The organism is Marinomonas polaris DSM 16579, from assembly GCF_900129155.1.
Taxonomy (GTDB): Bacteria; Pseudomonadota; Gammaproteobacteria; order Pseudomonadales; family Marinomonadaceae; genus Marinomonas; species Marinomonas polaris.
The window spans coordinates 35,939-53,597 of sequence record NZ_FQVF01000028.1; the positions used below are offsets into that span (position 1 = coordinate 35,939).

At 40.5% G+C, this 17,659-nt stretch carries 17 protein-coding genes, 5 tRNA genes and 1 rRNA gene; 12 read left to right on the top strand and 11 right to left on the bottom strand.

The genetic code is table 11. The features are described from left to right. Window positions 1-31: 31 nt before the first annotated feature. The 9 genes from BUA59_RS21880 (at window position 32) to BUA59_RS21920 (ending at window position 3,615) form a co-directional block, all read left to right on the top strand. Complete coding sequence (locus BUA59_RS21880; RefSeq protein WP_072842121.1) at window positions 32-610, top strand: 50S ribosomal protein L25/general stress protein Ctc; 579 nt, start codon at window positions 32-34, stop codon at window positions 608-610. 21 nt (window positions 611-631) lie between these two features. Beyond that, window positions 632-1,216 carry an aminoacyl-tRNA hydrolase gene (pth, locus tag BUA59_RS21885; RefSeq protein ID WP_072842123.1) on the top strand — a complete coding sequence of 195 codons (585 nt, stop codon included), beginning with the start codon at window positions 632-634 and terminating at the stop codon, window positions 1,214-1,216. Between the two features lie 25 nt (window positions 1,217-1,241). Continuing rightward, on the top strand, window positions 1,242-2,333 hold the full coding sequence (gene ychF / locus BUA59_RS21890; RefSeq protein WP_072842125.1) for a redox-regulated ATPase YchF: 1,092 nt from the start codon (window positions 1,242-1,244) through the stop codon (window positions 2,331-2,333). Window positions 2,334-2,447: 114 nt separating this feature from the next. Further along, window positions 2,448-2,522 (top strand) — tRNA-Gln (locus BUA59_RS21895). 10 nt (window positions 2,523-2,532) lie between these two features. Next, a tRNA-Met gene (locus BUA59_RS21900) sits at window positions 2,533-2,609 on the top strand. Between the two features lie 11 nt (window positions 2,610-2,620). After that, a tRNA-Gln gene (locus tag BUA59_RS21905) sits at window positions 2,621-2,695 on the top strand. Window positions 2,696-2,727: 32 nt separating this feature from the next. Further along, a tRNA-Met gene (locus BUA59_RS21910) sits at window positions 2,728-2,804 on the top strand. Between the two features lie 22 nt (window positions 2,805-2,826). Further along, a tRNA-Gln gene (locus BUA59_RS21915) sits at window positions 2,827-2,901 on the top strand. 114 nt (window positions 2,902-3,015) lie between these two features. After that, complete coding sequence (locus tag BUA59_RS21920) at window positions 3,016-3,615, top strand: TIGR04219 family outer membrane beta-barrel protein (protein ID WP_072842127.1); 600 nt, start codon at window positions 3,016-3,018, stop codon at window positions 3,613-3,615. A 115-nt stretch (window positions 3,616-3,730) separates the two neighbouring features. On the opposite strand, the gene clpB is transcribed toward BUA59_RS21920, so the two are convergent. The 3 genes from clpB to rluD all read right to left on the bottom strand — a co-directional run bounded on the left by clpB (window position 3,731) and on the right by rluD (window position 8,237). Next, window positions 3,731-6,313: an ATP-dependent chaperone ClpB gene (gene clpB / locus BUA59_RS21925; RefSeq protein WP_072842129.1), complete on the bottom strand. Its 2,583-nt coding sequence runs from the start codon at window positions 6,311-6,313 to the stop codon at window positions 3,731-3,733. 124 nt (window positions 6,314-6,437) lie between these two features. Continuing rightward, window positions 6,438-7,184 carry a peptidoglycan editing factor PgeF gene (gene pgeF / locus BUA59_RS21930; protein WP_072842131.1) on the bottom strand — a complete coding sequence of 249 codons (747 nt, stop codon included), beginning with the start codon at window positions 7,182-7,184 and terminating at the stop codon, window positions 6,438-6,440. A gap of 69 nt (window positions 7,185-7,253) precedes the next feature. Next, entirely contained in the window at window positions 7,254-8,237 is a 984-nt protein-coding gene (rluD, locus tag BUA59_RS21935; RefSeq protein WP_072842133.1) for a 23S rRNA pseudouridine(1911/1915/1917) synthase RluD, read from the bottom strand. A 160-nt stretch (window positions 8,238-8,397) separates the two neighbouring features. Between rluD and BUA59_RS21940 the strand changes: the two genes are divergently transcribed. Further along, window positions 8,398-9,240 carry an outer membrane protein assembly factor BamD gene (locus BUA59_RS21940; protein ID WP_072842135.1) on the top strand — a complete coding sequence of 281 codons (843 nt, stop codon included), beginning with the start codon at window positions 8,398-8,400 and terminating at the stop codon, window positions 9,238-9,240. 40 nt (window positions 9,241-9,280) lie between these two features. On the opposite strand, the gene BUA59_RS21945 is transcribed toward BUA59_RS21940, so the two are convergent. Continuing rightward, window positions 9,281-9,943, bottom strand: coding sequence for a glutathione S-transferase (locus BUA59_RS21945; RefSeq protein WP_084122642.1), 663 nt, complete (start codon window positions 9,941-9,943; stop codon window positions 9,281-9,283). A 123-nt stretch (window positions 9,944-10,066) separates the two neighbouring features. Beyond that, a complete protein-coding gene (locus BUA59_RS21950) occupies window positions 10,067-10,279 on the bottom strand; it encodes a cold-shock protein (RefSeq protein WP_012071281.1) in 213 nt (70 codons plus the stop codon). Window positions 10,280-10,781: 502 nt separating this feature from the next. Between BUA59_RS21950 and BUA59_RS21955 the strand changes: the two genes are divergently transcribed. Both BUA59_RS21955 and BUA59_RS21960 read left to right on the top strand, forming a co-directional pair. Next, window positions 10,782-11,993, top strand: a complete 1,212-nt coding sequence (locus tag BUA59_RS21955; RefSeq protein ID WP_072842137.1) for an ammonium transporter — start codon at window positions 10,782-10,784, stop codon at window positions 11,991-11,993. An 88-nt stretch (window positions 11,994-12,081) separates the two neighbouring features. Beyond that, on the top strand, window positions 12,082-12,576 hold the full coding sequence (locus BUA59_RS21960; protein WP_072842139.1) for a tRNA-uridine aminocarboxypropyltransferase: 495 nt from the start codon (window positions 12,082-12,084) through the stop codon (window positions 12,574-12,576). Here BUA59_RS21960 and BUA59_RS21965 read toward each other — a convergent pair. The 6 genes from BUA59_RS21965 to rrf all read right to left on the bottom strand — a co-directional run bounded on the left by BUA59_RS21965 (window position 12,566) and on the right by rrf (window position 17,482). Continuing rightward, window positions 12,566-13,273, bottom strand: a complete 708-nt coding sequence (locus BUA59_RS21965; protein WP_072842141.1) for a fumarylacetoacetate hydrolase family protein — start codon at window positions 13,271-13,273, stop codon at window positions 12,566-12,568. The two genes, BUA59_RS21960 and BUA59_RS21965, sit on opposite strands and share 11 nt — an antisense overlap. A 27-nt stretch (window positions 13,274-13,300) precedes the next feature. After that, window positions 13,301-13,939, bottom strand: a complete 639-nt coding sequence (locus tag BUA59_RS21970) for a cupin domain-containing protein (protein ID WP_072842143.1) — start codon at window positions 13,937-13,939, stop codon at window positions 13,301-13,303. Between the two features lie 259 nt (window positions 13,940-14,198). Next, window positions 14,199-15,158: a porin gene (locus tag BUA59_RS21975; protein ID WP_072842145.1), complete on the bottom strand. Its 960-nt coding sequence runs from the start codon at window positions 15,156-15,158 to the stop codon at window positions 14,199-14,201. A 398-nt stretch (window positions 15,159-15,556) separates the two neighbouring features. Beyond that, window positions 15,557-16,102 carry a DUF2058 domain-containing protein gene (locus BUA59_RS21980; RefSeq protein ID WP_072842147.1) on the bottom strand — a complete coding sequence of 182 codons (546 nt, stop codon included), beginning with the start codon at window positions 16,100-16,102 and terminating at the stop codon, window positions 15,557-15,559. A gap of 164 nt (window positions 16,103-16,266) precedes the next feature. Continuing rightward, window positions 16,267-16,476, bottom strand: a complete 210-nt coding sequence (locus BUA59_RS21985; RefSeq protein WP_012071288.1) for a cold-shock protein — start codon at window positions 16,474-16,476, stop codon at window positions 16,267-16,269. Window positions 16,477-17,367: 891 nt separating this feature from the next. Continuing rightward, window positions 17,368-17,482: ribosomal RNA gene (rrf, locus tag BUA59_RS21990) — 5S ribosomal RNA — on the bottom strand. Window positions 17,483-17,659 lie beyond the last annotated feature (177 nt).

The window sequence follows — 17,659 nt, forward strand, 5'->3', positions numbered from 1 at the left end:
CACAAACTTTATTAATTATTAGGAAAATACCATGTCATTATCTATTAATGCCGTAGCACGTACTCAAGAAGGTAAAGGTGCGAGCCGCCGCCTTCGTAACGAAGGCCTAGTGCCAGCTGTTATTTATGGCGGTGAGACTGCTCCAGTATCTATCTCTTTCAAAGACAACGAGCTACTTAAAGCTGTTGGCACTCCTGGTTTCTTAACTGGCCTAGTTGAAGTAACTGTTGAAGGCAAAACTGAACAAGTTCTTGTTAAAGCGCTACAACGCCACCCATCAAGCGGCGCAGTAATGCATATGGATCTTCAGCGCGCTCAAGCTGATAAAGTGATCACTACTCGTGTTCCTTTAACCTTCATCAACGCTGCACAAAGTGAAGGCGTTAGCAAGCAAGGTGGTCGTTTGACTGTAGAGTCTAAATTGGCTGAAGTTCGTTGCCTACCAGCAAACCTTCCAGAAGTATTGACAGTAGACGTGATCAAAGGCCAACTTGATCAAATCTTCCACCTTTCTGATGTTATCCTTCCTGAAGGCGTAGAGCTTGTGTCTTTGCTTAAAGGCGAAGATCACGACCAACCTATCGCTCGTATCGGTAAGTCTAAACGTTAAGATCTCATTGAAGGCAGTATTGTGGCAGGTTTCAGATTATTAGTAGGCTTGGGGAATCCAGGCAGCGAATACGAGAACACTCGCCACAATGCAGGCGCTCAGTGGATTGAGGCATTGGCTCGTCAGAGCCAATGCTCTCTTCGTTCTGAAAAAAAGTTTTTTGGCCAATTTGGCAAAGTTTATATAGCTGGTGAAGAATGCTATCTCCTTATTCCCACCACCTATATGAATTTAAGCGGTAAAGCGGTTCAGGCCGTCTGTCAGTTTTATAAAATCCCTCCTGAAGAAATCCTTGTTGTTCACGATGAGTTAGACATCTCCCCAGGTACCGTCAAATTAAAACAAGGCGGTGGGCATGGTGGTCACAACGGATTAAAAGACATTATTTCAAAGCTGGCGAACAATCGAGAATTTGGTCGCCTCAGAATAGGCATCGGACATCCTGGTCATGCAAGCCAAGTTGCCAATTACGTTCTGAAAAAAGCCGCTCCAGACGATTACACGAAAATAGAACAAACAATCGACGAATCATTACGCTATGTGGATGACATCGTTCGCGGCAATCTAAATGTCGTAATGAATCAGCTACACAGCTTCAAAGCATAATCACTTAATTATTAGGAATCTCACTATGGGTTTTAATTGCGGCATCGTTGGGCTACCTAACGTTGGTAAATCGACTCTATTTAATGCATTAACCAAAGCAGGCATTGGCGCAGAAAACTTTCCGTTCTGTACTATCGAGCCAAATGCTGGCGTTGTTGCTATGCCAGACCCTCGCTTAGACGCACTAGCTGAGATTGTAAAACCTGAACGTGTTTTAGCGACTACAATGGAATTTGTTGATATTGCCGGCCTTGTAGAAGGTGCTTCAAAAGGTGAAGGCCTTGGCAACAAGTTCCTAGCTAACATTCGCGAAACAGATGCCATTGCTCACGTAGTTCGCTGTTTTGAAGACGATAATGTTATTCATGTTTCAAACCACGTGAATCCAAAACTAGATATTGAAGTTATTAACCTTGAGTTGATCTTTGCTGATATCGAATCCATCGACAAACAACTACTCCGCACAGCAAAAAATGCCAAAAGCGGCAACAAAGAAGCTATTGCTCATAAAGCATTCTTAGAAAGCATTAAAGAACATCTAGAAAACGGCTTACCTGTACGCTCTATGGAAATGTCTGACGAACAGAAGAAAGAAGTTCGTTCATTGCACCTGTTAACAACTAAACCAACCATGTACATCGCTAACGTTGCTGAAGATGGTTTTGAAAATAATCCACATCTTGACCAAGTACGCGCAATCGCAGAAGCAGAAGGAGCAATGGTGGTTCCTATCTGCAATCAACTTGAAGCGGAAATTTCTGAGCTTGATCCAGAAGAGATGCAAGAGTTCCTTGACGAGATGGGCATGGAAGAACCAGGATTGGATCGAGTGATTCGTGCGGGCTATGAATTGCTAGGCCTTCAGACCTACTTCACAGCGGGTGTAAAGGAAGTACGTGCTTGGACAGTCAAACAAGGCGCAACAGGCCCACAGGCTGCTGGAGTGATCCACACAGACTTTGAAAAAGGTTTTATCCGTGCGGAAGTTATCAGTTATAACGATTTCATCCAATACAAGGGTGAAAGTGGCGCTAAAGAAGCAGGGAAATGGCGTCTTGAAGGAAAAGACTACATAGTAAAAGACGGCGATGTAATGCATTTCCGCTTTAATGTTTAACAGATAATGAAACATTTTTAGAAAAACACTTGACCCATTAACAGGTTATATGAATAATATCGCGCCACAGAGGCAGTAGATCAATTTGTATAAACTGTTTTTGTGTCAGTCTGTTGGGGTATAGCCAAGCGGTAAGGCAACGGGTTTTGATCCCGTCATGCGTAGGTTCGAATCCTTCTACCCCAGCCAACAGACTAAAGGCTATGTAGCTCAGTTGGTTAGAGCACATCACTCATAATGATGGGGTCACTAGTTCGAATCTAGTCATAGCCACCAATTCGATATGTTGGGGTATAGCCAAGCGGTAAGGCAACGGGTTTTGATCCCGTCATGCGTAGGTTCGAATCCTTCTACCCCAGCCATCGATATATTATTAGTAATAAATTACAGTTAAGGCTATGTAGCTCAGTTGGTTAGAGCACATCACTCATAATGATGGGGTCACTAGTTCGAATCTAGTCATAGCCACCAGTTTAAAAAAGAAATCCTTTATTGGGGTATAGCCAAGCGGTAAGGCAACGGGTTTTGATCCCGTCATGCGTAGGTTCGAATCCTTCTACCCCAGCCATCTATGTAAATATTCTTCACAATACGTCATCTCTTCTCCTTATTTCATTGGTTTTTACTTCTCTTCAACCTATAATTAGACAAAATTTATCCACTCGATATATGGACACTAATTATGAAATCAGCTCTTTTACTTTCGACTGCTTTGTTGGCAAGTGCCGCTCATGCTGATGTGCTTGGTTTAACCGCTGAAGCTGGCTCCTACATAACCAATGACGGCGAAGACTTTAACACCTACTTTGGTGTTGCAGTAGAACACCCAATCCCACTGATTCCTAACTTCCGTATTCAACACCAAGATTTAGAAGGTAAAGTAGGAAGTACAAAAATTGATACGTCCTATAATGACTACACACTTTATTACGAATTCCTAGACGGCCTTTTATGGCTAGACCTAGACGCAGGTATTACCTTGCGCAGTATCGATGGCTCTATCGGCTCAACCGATGTGAGCGATTCCTATCCGCTAGGCTATCTATCTGCTTACGTTACCTTCCCAGGTACAAGCCTGTCTGTCGGTGGTGAATTGAAAACTGGGGGCGGTAGCGATGCCAACATTACTGATACAACCTTTAAGATTAAATATCAGGCTCTATACTTCGCAGGCTTAGAAGCAGGCTACCGCAAGGTTAGCGAAAACATCGACGACATCGACGGCTCATCATTTGATGTTGACTTTACAGGTGTATTTATTGGCGCCTTCGTAGACTTCTAATTATTAGCTCTCTAGGCTCTAATCTTAGCCACTAGTTTTCAAAATAAAAATCCCGCTGAAATCAAAATATTTCAGCGGGATTTTTTACATTATTTGTAAAATATTAAATCTAATACTATTTAGCTTTAGAGAAGCTAATCACGCCTTCAGAAACATCCGCAACAATACTATCTCCCGTAACAAAATGTCCTGATAGCAACTCATTTGCCAGTGGGTTTTCTATCCATTTCTGTATCGCACGTTTCAATGGACGAGCACCGTATACAGGATCATAACCCACCTCAACCAACTGATCGGACGCGGCATCCGTTAATACCAACGACATCCCCATTTCAGCCAGTCTATCATTCAAATGCGAGAGCTGAACTGTAGCAATACCTTTAATTTGCGACTTCATCAATGGATGGAAAACAACGGTCTCATCGATACGGTTAATAAACTCAGGACGGAAGTGCATTCCAACCACCTCCATCACTTTTGCTTTAATTTCTTCATATTGATCAGCAGACCGATACTCTTGAATCAAATCAGAACCCAAGTTCGACGTCATGACAATCACAGTGTTTCTAAAGTCCACAGTACGTCCTTGCCCATCGGTTAATCGGCCGTCATCCAGAACCTGCAAAAGAATATTGAAAACATCAGGATGCGCTTTCTCCACTTCATCCAGTAATAACACTGAATAAGGTCGGCGTCTTACCGCTTCAGTCAGATAACCACCCTCTTCATAACCCACATAGCCTGGAGGCGCACCAATCAAACGAGCAACAGAGTGTTTTTCCATAAATTCAGACATATCGATTCGAACCATGGCCTGTTCAGTATCAAAAAGGAACCGCGCCAGAGATTTACATAACTCAGTCTTACCCACTCCTGTAGGGCCCAAGAAGAGGAAAGAGCCATTAGGTCGATTAGGGTCAGACAAACCGGAGCGAGAGCGACGAACTGCGTTAGAAACAGCTAAAACGGCTTCATCCTGACCCATAACAGATTCATGTAACGCATCTTCCATACGCAACAATTTATCACGCTCTCCTTCAAGCATTTTATCTACCGGAATACCTGTCCATCGCGAAACGACCGTCGCAATCTCTTCCTCGGTAACACGTCTTTTCAGCAATCGCGTTTCTGTGGTTTCTTCCGCCTTACTGGCTTTTTCTATTTCAGCCTCTAACATTGGAATTACACCATATTGGAGCTCTGACATTTTCGCTAAATTGCCACTACGGCGAGCTTCTTCCATTTCATGACGCACGGTTTCAAGATCTTCTTTAAGTTTTTGAGCACCTTGCACTGCAGCTTTTTCGGCATTCCAGATCTCTTCTAAATCAGAAAACTGTTTCTGCAAGCTATCAATTTCAACATCCAACTCCTCCAAGCGAAGCTTGGACGCTTTATCTTTTTCTTTTTTAAGCGCTTCTTTTTCAATCTTCAATTGAATCAAGCGACGCTCTAAACGATCCATGTCTTCTGGCTTAGAATCCATTTCCATGCGAATGCGACTACCAGCCTCATCAATCAAATCAATCGCCTTATCCGGCAATTGACGATCTGTAATATAGCGTTGCGAAAGCTTGGCGGCTGCAATGATGGCAGAATCGGTGATATCAACACCATGATGGACTTCGTAGCGCTCTTTTAGACCACGTAAAATAGCAATGGAATCCAATACACTTGGCTCTTCCACCAGCACTTTTTGGAATCGTCTTTCCAATGCCGCATCTTTTTCAATGTACTGGCGATATTCATTCAATGTTGTCGCGCCAACGCAATGTAACTCGCCACGAGCAAGAGCAGGTTTAAGCATATTGCCGGCGTCCATTGAACCTTCAGACTTACCTGCACCAACCATAGTATGAATTTCATCAATAAATAAAATCACTTGGCCTTCTTGCTTAGCAAGCTCATTAAGAAGGGTTTTTAGACGCTCCTCAAACTCACCTCGATATTTAGCACCAGCAATCAAAGCGGCCATATCAAGAGACAAAACTCGCTTATTTTTCAGACCTCCAGGCACTTCGCCGTTAATGATTCGCTGCGCCAAGCCTTCGACAATAGCGGTTTTACCCACACCAGGCTCACCAATCAAAACAGGGTTATTCTTACGACGACGCTGCAAAACTTGAATAGTACGGCGTATTTCGTCATCTCGACCAATAACCGGATCAAGTTTTCCTTCCGCTGCTCGTGCTGTTAAATCGACGGTATACTTGTCTAACGCTTGACGGTTTTCTTCTGCATCTGGATCATTCACAGAATCACCACCTCGAATACTATCAATTACCACTGCGATATCTGCCTTAGTGACACCACTTGCTTTTAAACTTTTTGCAAGGTCATCTTTACCATCAAACATCGCCATCAACACGAGCTCAGAAGATATATATTGATCTTTTCGCTTCTGCGCCTCTTTGTCAGCTAAGTTAAGCAATCTACCCAACTCCGGAGACATCTGCACATTGCCGTCGTGATCATTTACTTTTGGAAGACGAGACAATAGCTCATTGAGGCTCTCACGGAATTTAGCAACAGGAATACCTGCTTGCTGAAGAATCGGACGAGTACTACCACCCTGTTGATCCAGCAGAGCCATCATTAAATGAAGTGGTTCGATATAAGAGTGATCTTGCCCAAGTGCGACGGATTGAGCATCGGAAAGTGCTAGTTGTAATTTACTGGTTAAACGATCTATACGCATGACCTGACATCCTTTGTAAAATAAGATGGAATATTTCAATTAAAAACTTAATAGCCTTTAAAAATGACTTTTCAAGATCCTTAGTGTCATTTTTTTGACACCCATCAATAAAACAGAGGATTATCTACTCAGCAATCCAAATAACAGAGGCCATTCGCCCTGTTTTACCATCACGCCGATAAGAATAAAAACGCTCCTCATCGGTAAACGTACAATAGTCGCCACCGTATATTTGTGTAATACCTGCGGCCACTAAACGCTGTTTCGCCAATAAATACAAATCACCTAGCCACTTACCAGCTTCATCAGCAGGCTTAAAAGCCGCTTCAGCATCTGAAATAACTGACATAAACGCCTCTCGCACCTCATCTCCCACTTCAAAAGCATTTGGCCCAATAGCCGGCCCCAGCCAAACCATAACACCGTCCTTTTCATCAAACTGCGTCAAGGTAGATTCTAAAACACCAGTACAAAGTCCACGCCAACCAGCATGAGCCACAGCTACCTGCGTCCCAGCTTGATTGCAGAAAAATACTGGCAAACAATCCGCCGTTAGCACAGCACAAACCTGATTAGCAAAGCTAGAAACAGCCGCATCAGCACTATCTGGCAAAGACTCACAAGGCAAGCAGGCCACATCCGTACCATGCACCTGATTTAGCCAAGTCATTGAATCTGGCATATCAATATAAGAAGCGAACAGTTGGCGATTCTGCTGAACCGCAGCAGGATCATCCTGTACATGAAGACCTAGATTCAGACTATCAAACGGCACGCTACTAACTCCACCAATACGAGTGGAGACATAAGCACGAACAGATGAAGGCGCAGGCCAAGTAGGGCTAATATAAGATGAGGCATGAGAAGACATTATAATCTCCAAAAATAAAAAATAAAAAATAAAAAAGGCAGCCGAAGCTGCCTCTATAACACGACCAAATTAGAAATATTCAGAGTCGTTACTACCAGACTCCACCATATCTTTCTTAAGGGCGTCTAATAGTTTCTTCATATCATCTGGTAAATCAATTTCCCATTCCATCCATTCGCCAGTAATCGGATGAGACAATTCTAATTTTTTAGCATGCAATGCTTGGCGACGGAAATGACGTAGCTCATCCTGCAACTCAGGAGAACACGCCTTTGGCATTTTCAAACGACCACCATATTGAGGGTCGCCAACCAACGGATATTGAATAAACGCCATATGAACGCGAATTTGATGAGTGCGCCCTGTTTCTAGCTTTAAACGAATATGCGTGTGATTTTTAAAACGCTCAACTAAGCGATAATGCGTTACCGCATCTTTACCATTAACAGGCTCTACCGCTTGTTTTTGACGATTATGTGGATGACGACCGATAGGCTCATCCACAACACCACCGCCAGTCATCACACCAATAGAAACTGCTTCGTATTCACGACCCATACTACGCTCTTGCAACTGAGTCACAAGATCTGTTTGCGCAGCCAAAGTCTTAGCAACCACCATCAAACCAGTTGTTTCTTTATCAAGGCGATGCACGATACCAGCACGCGGAATATGAGCCGTCTCTGGTGCATGATGAAGAATCGCATTCATCAAAGTACCATCTCGGTTACCAACAGCAGGATGCACAACCAAACCCGCAGGCTTGTTTATGATCATGATGTCATCATCTTCATAAACAACATCGAGATCCATTGCTTGAGCTTCATGCTCTTCTTGAGCTTCGATAACAATATCCAATGTCACTACTTCACCGCCAAATAATTTTTCTTTTGGTTTAGTGATTTTACCATCGACCTTCAAGACACCTTCTTTGATCCAGCTCTGTATCCGCGAACGAGAATAGTCACTAAACAATTCTGTTGCGATCTGATCGAAACGGTTGCCACCCAAATCGAAAGGAACTTGGGCTTCTTTTACTATGCGCTCTGCCATACAATGTACTTTAGTCTGTTGTTTTCAGCTCAATAAATTTATCATTGGGCTTGAATGTGAAAAAACGTGTAGCGCCTTGCACTTCATCATCTTTCGCAATATAACGCTACAAAATGCCGATTGAGGCTTACCTACTACCATATCAAGGTTTTGATTATACATGGGATTTCATCACTCGTTGCTCCGATTCTCTGGAATAGTTAGTTTTTCTTTATTCATTGTTGCCTGTTCAAGCAAACAGGTACAAGAACCAGACCTACCTGAACGCGTCTATTACGACAAAGCTCAGCAAGCTCTAAAAGAAAATCTTCCTACTACCGCCATTAAACACCTAAAAGATTTAGATTCTCGCTATCCATTTGGTGAATTTAGTACTCGCGCGGAATTAGACTTAATTTACGCACAAATGGAGGCAAGCGATTTTATCGCAGCTCATGCATCAGCTGAGCGATTTATCAAAAATCATCCAGAACACGATTCTGTAGATTATGCTTATTATATGCGTGCTTTATCAACCTACAAAGGTGCAGAAAGCTTAATGTCTCGCTACTTAAATCTTGATCCAAGTGAAAGAGATTCGAAAGAACTTGCCAAAGCATTTAATGAACTTGCAGATTTTACATCTCGTTTTCCCAAAAGCACTTATGCTCCTGATGCAAAAGCACGTATGTATTATTTGCGAGAAATGGTGGCCCGTCACGAACTACAAGTGGCACGCTATTACCTTAAAAGGAAAGCACCGCTTTCTGCACTACGTCGTAGCCAAGAAGTAATTCAACATTACCCAAGCACACGCTCTGTAGAGGAAGCGCTGGCCATAAGCATTCAATCATACAATGATTTGAAACAAACAGATTTGGCACAAACCAATCTAGCAGTATTAAAACAAAATTTTCCAAATACATCGTACATTGACAATAATGGTAACTTTGTCACCCTGAAGCTACCAAGCGATGCTGACCCCGGGTTTCTATACTGGGTTTCATTTGGTCTAATTAACTAGATACCATCTAGTTAGGTAGCAGGGTACAGAGTATTTTTAGTTAGGTAGCAGGGTACAGAGTATTTTCTTGCCCTGCGTGCCAAGCTGGATGTTTTGCCATGACTACAGAAATAAACCTATCCGAGTTTACGAAATAAGCAAGCCAACGTTTCACATTAGTGTACTCAGACAAATCAAACCATTTCGGATTCACAGCTGCAAACTGACGGATGAAGGGAAAAATGGCAATATCCGCCAAACTTCTCGCCTCACCTGCTATAAATACCCTATTTTCTAAACGCTTTTCCAGTCGAGACAAAAATACCGCTCCTCTACCGCGATAATAGGCTTCGCTACGTTCTGGGTGTCGATCCGCATATTTATATCTATCCAGCCAGTACTTAAAAAAATGATCATTGTAAGTAACCCAAGACATTATTCGATGCCGTTTCTGACTGTCTGCAGGCCACAATTCATCAGCCTTTTGCTTATCACCTGCCCGCGCTAGAGCCCAAAAAATAATATCCAAGCTCTCAGGATATCGCGCCCCATCAAGGTCAATTAACTGAGGAACCGTCGAACGCCCTCCCAATAACAATAATTCTGGCGGTTTAGACTTTAAAACCACCTCGCGCAAATACACATAGACATTCAGTTCAGCTAGCGCATATCTAGAGCGCATTGCATAAGGACAACGCCTAAACGAATACAAAACCGGCAGCAAAAATATCTCCTACTTTTTATAAGCTATACAAATTATAAACATAAAAAAACCATGCTCATAATAAATACCTCATATAAAGTAAGATATTCAAGCGCATGGTTTTTTGGTCAATCAAAAGCTTAATTAAACTGGTGTAACATTCTCAGCTTGGGGACCTTTCTGTCCTTGGGTCACTTCGAACGTTACTTTTTGACCTTCTTGTAAAGTGCGACGACCACTACCATTTATTGAACGAAAATGAACGAAAACATCAGGTCCGCCTTCACGCTCAATAAAACCAAATCCTTTTTCATCATTAAACCATTTAACAATACCTGATACTAACTGACCTGACATAACAACCTCATTATTTATGTTGCCCTTAAATGGGCAATCTTTTAACTATGCTAAAAGCCTTTAAAGCTTGAGTAACTTCTGAATGTTAAGCATATTAAGTTAAGATTTATCCTAAAAAATACACCAACTCATCGATAATAAGTCGTAAAAAATAAAATAGAAAGCGGATGAAAAACAAGTATTGTTAAAAAAAGTAATAACGCTCAACCAAAATATTAGCCCTATCCTATAAAGCCAACCGAAAATCATAACCATACTAAGCCATAAAACAACAAAAACTCCCAAAACTTCAAAACTTCAAAACTTCAAAACTTCAAAACAGTGCAATTTAGGAAGAGTTTAATTAAATAGCACCAAATAAAAGCACAGATGGAACGTTTATTGCTTAATCCAAAATAAATTTGAATTAAACAATCTAAAAAAACCAATAAAGCCCCAAAAAAGAGCAATTAAGGACAATAGCAAACCTTTTCGGTGCAAAAACAAACGTTAGGAGCCACCTTTGACATCCACAAACAGTGCAGTAGAGATGCTAGTTTCCAGTTCAAATACTCTTTTTATACTACTTGGCGCCATAATGGTATTCGCCATGCATGCAGGGTTCGCTTTTTTAGAAGTGGGAACGGTACGGCATAAGAATCAAGTAAATGCGTTAGTCAAAATAATGACTGATTTTGCAATTTCGGCGCTCGTTTACTTTTTTGTTGGCTATCAAATTGCCTATGGCATTAATTTTTTTGACAGTGCAACAGTACTATCGCAGGAGCATGGCTATAGTTTAGTAAAGTTTTTTTTCCTCATGACTTTTGCTGCTGCGATACCTGCCATAATTTCTGGTGGTGTTGCTGAGCGAGCAAAATTTTATCCCATGCTAATTTCTGCAGCAATAATTGTTGGCATTGCCTATCCATTTTTTGAAGGCATTGTATGGAATGGTAATTATGGTCTTCAAGATTGGCTAGAAAAACAATACGGGGCGCCTTTTCATGACTTTGCAGGCTCCGTTGTCGTTCATGCTTTTGGGGGCTGGGTTGCCCTTGCTGCCATTATCCTACTTGGTACACGCAGAGGCCGTTTTAGACACGGAAAATTAGTCGCATTCGCACCGTCCAACATCCCATTTTTGGCCTTAGGCGCTTGGATACTTTGCATAGGTTGGTTTGGTTTTAACGTCATGTCAGCACAAACACTTGATGGCGTAAGCGGTTTAGTGGCTGTTAATTCTTTAATGGCGATGGTTGGTGGCATTATAGCAGCCATGTTATTTGGAAAAAATGACCCAGGCTTTATCCACAACGGCCCCTTAGCAGGTTTAGTTGCCGTATGCGCAGGTTCCGACATAATGCACCCTATTGGCGCTTTAGCCACAGGAGCGTTTGCCGGTGTAATATTTACTACTTTGTTTACTATTATTCAGCAAAAATTCAAACACACAGATGATGTTCTCGGTGTTTGGCCTCTACATGGCGTTTGTGGAGCCTGGGGAGGCATTGCAGCAGGTATTTTTGGATCTGAGGCACTTGGTGGGTTAGGTGGTGTTAGCTTCCTATCTCAACTCGTAGGAAGCTCTGGTGGAATTGCAATAGCAACACTAAGCGGATTCATTGTTTATGGAATAGTTAAATTAGTAAGCGGATTACGCCTTAGTGAAGAAGATGAATTTAACGGGGCAGATTTATCCATTCATAAAATAGGCTCTATTGGCAAAGAATAATTTTACTTTGTAAAAGCCTGATGTCGTTTTGGTTAACTTATAACTAAATCGACATCAGGCTTTCTTATTTTCTAGTTCATCTAGAGATATGTATAATTGCCGATTTATTGAAGCGAAAATATTAATGAAGATTTGGCTACTCACACACAGTGAAGAACTAAAAAAAACATCAGGAACAGGAAGACTAGTAAAAGAAACCCTAGGAAAAGAGTGTGAAATTATCGTATGGTCCAGAGTCGCGCCAGATGAAGCGATATTAAACCTATCACCATCCGACACTCTACTAATTTATTTGTGTGAAAATGAAGAGCAAAAAGCTGTTAGTGATAGCCAGATATCCAAGAATAACACCATTATTATTGACGGAACCTGGCAACAAGCTCGCAAAATATACAATCAATCTCCCTACCTACAAAAATTCAAACATCATGAAATTCAAGGTGTAAAATCCGTATACAACAAACGCCGTAATCAAAAAAACATCGGTCTTTGCACTGCTGAAGTCGCTATTCATATTTTGACTGAATACAAGCATCCAGCAGCGGCAGAATTATCTAATAAATTCACTAAATTCAACCAGTAACACTTACTCTGATTTCACCCAAATGCTCAACCCAAGCCTGCATTTCATCCCCAACAACTACAGCCCCTACATTCTCAGGCGTCCCCGTCATTATTAAATCACCTGGTCGTAACTCAAAGACCTCTGATAACTTACAAATAACCTCTTCAATAGACCAAGTTAAGTTTGTAACATTGCTAATTTGCTTAAGATCACCATTAACTTTTAATCCAATTTCAGCCTTTGAAACATTATCAGCAAGTAAGTCTGTTTTTAATAAAATAGGGCTTATTGGTGCAGACTCATCAAATGATTTACCCACCTCCCAAGGACGTCCTTTCTTTTTAGCTTGCGACTGAAGATCTCGACGAGTCATATCCAAACCTACTGCATAACCGAGAATGGCCTCTCTAGATTGCTGCATCGTTAAATTACGACCACCCTTTCCTATCGCAATAACAAGCTCCACCTCATACTCAAACTGTGATGTAGCCATGGGATAAGTAATAAGAGTTGATTCAGAAAAGCAAGCAGGTACAACACAAGAGGAATCTTTTGCAAAAAAGAATGGTGGATCTCTTTCAGGGTCATCACCCATTTCTTTTGAATGTTCAGCGTAATTACGGCCAACACAATAAACACGACCAACTGGATATACTTGATTACTTTCAGCAATGGGTAAATAAACTCTATCTTGCTCAGGTACAATATTTTTCATTTAAGTCTCAATAAAGAATAGTAGGATTTAGAAATGGCCTGACTTTAACCAAATAAAGCAATTTGACGGCACAACCCAATGATCTAATCTGAAGCTAGGCTCTCGTAGCCATGCTCCAGAAGCCATTTGAAGGTCTCCGTACTCAGCTTGCCCAGATAGAATAAATAACTCAACGGAAGTCGCTAAGTCCAATTCACTTAATATATCTTCACCATTCTGAATACGAACAAACCAAACTCGCTCAGCGCCAAATTCGTAAAGAGGAACAACTTCGGATTTTTGAGATGACCAGATATTAGGAGTATCTATATAGATTTGATTTAAATCGGAGACTTGAAACTGATGTAATTTAACCAGTAAAAAGCAGCCATCACGGCTATGAGGAGCATGACTACTCCCGGGAGGATTTCTAAAATAGCTTCCTGCTTTAAAATCACCTTTTTCATCCGAAAAAACACCATTTAAAACCAGTATTTCTTCTCCAAGAGGATGTGGGTGAGCACGAAATACCGAGCCAGCCTCATATCTAACAAGACTCGTTGCATGACCTCGCTCTGCCTCCTCTCTTGCTAAAGGCTTTCTATAAACACCAGACATAGGACTAGCGATCCAATTAATTTTATCCGTATCCATGAATACTGTCTGAGCAAAATCCATGTTAAGCATAACTGACCGCCAATCTCATATTAAAAAATCAGTTTAACGGTTTGATCAAATAACAATCAAGTTTTTATTAATAACAAAAACCTAAATATCAGACATAAAAAAAGCACCAGATGCTGCCACCTGGTGCCGAAAAATGTTCCAACAAATCCGCCTACAAGAGAAGAAATATGGAACCTTGAATGATCTTACTTAACATAAGGCTCCCACCTTATTATTAGATAGGAGCCTTAGAGTAAATAAAATCCTCTAGGAGAAGATCTTAGAAACCGTAGTAAACACCAACAGCTGTTTGAGTGTCTGTAGTGCTAGATGTAGCATTTTCAAACTCACCTAATTCAGCATATACATAAACATTTGATGCTAGGTCATAAGTTACACCAGCAGCATATTCATTAAAGCTACTAGAACCAGCAGCATCAGGATCTACATTTTGGTAAGAAGCATATACATCACCAGCACCGTAACCGTAACGAGCAGCTAGACCTAGGATATCCTGAGTACTTTCTGTTGTTTCATATTTAGCAGTAACAGAAAGATTTTCTAGTGGCAAAACAGTCAAAGCTAGACCAGTTGTCGCTTTAGCATTTTTAGATGTAGTAGGACCTGCAATATTGCTACGAGTATCATGAGCTAAGGCAACAGAGAACATATCTGTTGAGTATTTCAAAACAGTCATGCTCGACATGTTATCGCCATTAGGATTAGCTGCAGTATTTGTTTCACTAGCTTTACCCTTAACTTGAATAGCTACTTGCATTTCAAAGCCACCCATAGAAGGTGTAAAGAAGGCAATAGTGTCACCTTCTGAGGAATTAGAAGCTTTTGTTGGGCTTAAATACTCAAACTGGTTGATCTTATCTTGGATAGCATTGTTATAAATAGTATCAAACGAACCAATTTGAACTTTACCGAAAGAACCCTTCAAACCAACATACGCTTGGTCTAAGTTAGATTTACCAGAATCAGTAAGGCCAGATTTTTGATCAGCTTTGATTTCAATTTCATATTTGAAGAAAGCAGTCAAATCGTCATTGATTTTCGTGTCGCCTTTCAAGCCAATAGTTGAACCATTGTCTTCAAAGTTTCCGCCAGCTTCTTTATCAACGTATACGTACTGGATGTTACCGTAAACATCTACTGTAGAACCTTCAGCAGCTTGAACTGATACAGAAGCAAGTGCTGCACTTGATACAGCAATAGCAATAATCGATTTTTTCATTCTCGTTTCCCTTTTAAATGTGTGTACGCTTTTCTTGTAGGCGCTTGATATGTGCAAGCAACAATCAAACAATTTAAACATTTCGTAGAAATAGACAACCACATGCAAGCTAATTGCATCAAGTATCCACTATAAATGCTTATTTCGTGAAATATATCATATATAAAGGATTTTTTGTATGAAAAATAGCCGTGCAAAAACAAAAAAAACAATAGATTAAAAATAATTCGATCAGAATGTGCATAAAACAACTAAATGTATAAAATACTAAATAGTCACTCTAGAAACACATCGTAAAATAGACACTTAATGCCGAATGAAAGCTATCAAAGGGAAATAAAGAAAGTAGAAAAAGGCGGGGCTAGAGGGCTAAAAACCCTCCAAGCATAAAAATATATTTACCACATCAAATCATCAGGAATCTGAAAGTCAGCATAGGGATCGTCATCAATACTTTCAACCCGGTTATTACAAACAAGCACATAAGATGGATCACGCTCAGTTATCTTTACAGCAACAGGCTCAGGAACAAGTTCATACTGCTGCTCAAGCTTAACAATTGCCAACCGACCTCGACTCAAGTCATCGTGCATGGATTGACTAATATATAGCTGCTTTACCTTTTTATTATCTGTGAAATGATAAGCAATATCCCCATCCTGCTTTCGAATTCGATTTTGCTCTATCATTTGTCGAATTTGCCCCTGTATTGCTTTCTGCTCAGCGAGCTTTTGTCGCTCCATATTCAAAGCTCTATCTTTCTCAGCTTTTTCTTCCCTTTGACGCTTCAACTCCTCTTGACGGCCATCATCTCCAGTCGCTAAGGCTTTACCTTTTTTAATTTTCTGCTTGAGCTGTAAAGATTCCGCCTTTAACTTCTTAACTTTCTTTTTATCAACAAGCCCAATACCTAATAATTGTTCTTGCAATGATTTCGTAGCCATATTTTCCTCCCTCAGAACATCTAGCCAGTACTTTAAAGTATTATTGTAGAAGCCCCCTTATAGCTTTAAACAAATCAAATACCAACCTATAAAAACAAAAAAAGCGACTTTAAAAGTCGCTTTTTAGCATTCGCACTGCTGAGAGTATCCTCAGCAACGTTACCTTATAAAGGAGTAACGTTTTGAGCTTCAGGGCCTTTTTTGCCTTGAGCTACTTGGAATTCAACTTTTTGGCCTTCAGCCAAAGTTTTGAAACCAGAAGTGTTGATTGCAGAGAAATGAACAAAAACATCAGGACCTTGATCCTGAGTGATGAAACCGAAACCTTTAGTTTCGTTGAAAAATTTTACTGTACCAGTTACTACGTCAGACATGTCTGTTTATCCTGTAGGTTAAGTTAATTTATACGAAGATGTAAATCATCTACGTTATAGTGCTAAAAAAACTCGGTATTACTTATGACTTAACAGGACCGAACATACATGACGTAATATTCGCAACTCTGGACATAAATATTGCCAACTCTTTTAAACGAAATTGATTGTAGTCCGCTTTGAGTCACTGGGTCAATCATGTTTTCCATAATTTTTATCTATTTAGATAAAATAGGGGTTATCTAAAATCTCAAAAAAAAGCTATCTCTATGTATTATAAGCATTTATTACTAAATGAGAGTCGGAAAAATATCTATAAATATATCTAAGAAATCTTATTTAAAAATCACTTCCAAACGTTTTTCAGGATAAGTTATCGCAGGAGAATGAGTTCTATTTTATATTTCAAGCATAACTTGAAGATCCCCCCCCCCTATTATTACTAGTTGCATTAGCCTTATCATGAGTTTCTGTAGATTAAAATAGACGCAATCTAAAACATTAATCCGCAAACCGCGCTCCCATAGCAATGCGTAAGTAGAGAGCTCCCTCCACAAGATAGCTAATCAAACCGTTATTAAATATTGAAAAAATCAAATTTTGTTTTTTCTCGTCCAAATGAAATCACTTATTACACTATATGCATGTAATATAAGAAAAGGCTCATCAGAAATTGCATTGCTTCACCCAGAATCATATATTTTCAAACGTCTCCCTATACACAAAAGAGCTTGGCAACATTATTAAGGTTCTTATGCTTACCCACGAATAAGAGCCCTACACGACCTCTCATTGCCTTATAGTCAGTGTCTTCACAATTTTCCGAAACACTTTCCTTGAGACGAAAAAAAGCCCTGACAGCGTTAGCTATCAGGGCCTTCTTAATATAAAGCTTGACGACGACCTACTCTCACATGGGATCTCCCACACTACCATCGGCGATGGCGCTTTTCACTTCTGAGTTCGGGATGGGATCAGGTGGTTCAACGCCTCTATGATCGTCAAGCAATTCGTTTTGCGTTTGTTCCGAGGTGCACTGTGTTGTGCGCTGACGTTTTATCGTTAGCTTGTCTCAAAACACGCGAATACGTGCTTGGATCTTTAACAATTCTTTTTTGAAATAGCGATAACCAAGTATCAAACCGATGTTCATCATTGCTGATGCTTTATCGTATTATGTGTC

What these genes read in the sequence shown, in the direction of transcription:
- BUA59_RS21980 (WP_072842147.1), bottom strand. Translation starts at nt 16,102, where the DNA reads ATGGCTACGAAATCATTGCAAGAACAATTATTAGGTATTGGGCTTGTT.
- ychF (WP_072842125.1), top strand. Translation starts at nt 1,242, where the DNA reads ATGGGTTTTAATTGCGGCATCGTTGGGCTACCTAACGTTGGTAAATCG.
- BUA59_RS21970 (WP_072842143.1), bottom strand. Translation starts at nt 13,939, where the DNA reads ATGCTTAACATGGATTTTGCTCAGACAGTATTCATGGATACGGATAAA.
- BUA59_RS21965 (WP_072842141.1), bottom strand. Translation starts at nt 13,273, where the DNA reads ATGAAAAATATTGTACCTGAGCAAGATAGAGTTTATTTACCCATTGCT.
- BUA59_RS21960 (WP_072842139.1), top strand. Translation starts at nt 12,082, where the DNA reads ATGTATAATTGCCGATTTATTGAAGCGAAAATATTAATGAAGATTTGG.
- rluD (WP_072842133.1), bottom strand. Translation starts at nt 8,237, where the DNA reads ATGGCAGAGCGCATAGTAAAAGAAGCCCAAGTTCCTTTCGATTTGGGT.
- BUA59_RS21985 (WP_012071288.1), bottom strand. Translation starts at nt 16,476, where the DNA reads ATGTCTGACGTAGTAACTGGTACAGTAAAATTTTTCAACGAAACTAAA.
- BUA59_RS21880 (WP_072842121.1), top strand. Translation starts at nt 32, where the DNA reads ATGTCATTATCTATTAATGCCGTAGCACGTACTCAAGAAGGTAAAGGT.
- BUA59_RS21940 (WP_072842135.1), top strand. Translation starts at nt 8,398, where the DNA reads ATGGGATTTCATCACTCGTTGCTCCGATTCTCTGGAATAGTTAGTTTT.
- clpB (WP_072842129.1), bottom strand. Translation starts at nt 6,313, where the DNA reads ATGCGTATAGATCGTTTAACCAGTAAATTACAACTAGCACTTTCCGAT.
- BUA59_RS21950 (WP_012071281.1), bottom strand. Translation starts at nt 10,279, where the DNA reads ATGTCAGGTCAGTTAGTATCAGGTATTGTTAAATGGTTTAATGATGAA.
- pgeF (WP_072842131.1), bottom strand. Translation starts at nt 7,184, where the DNA reads ATGTCTTCTCATGCCTCATCTTATATTAGCCCTACTTGGCCTGCGCCT.
- BUA59_RS21920 (WP_072842127.1), top strand. Translation starts at nt 3,016, where the DNA reads ATGAAATCAGCTCTTTTACTTTCGACTGCTTTGTTGGCAAGTGCCGCT.
- BUA59_RS21975 (WP_072842145.1), bottom strand. Translation starts at nt 15,158, where the DNA reads ATGAAAAAATCGATTATTGCTATTGCTGTATCAAGTGCAGCACTTGCT.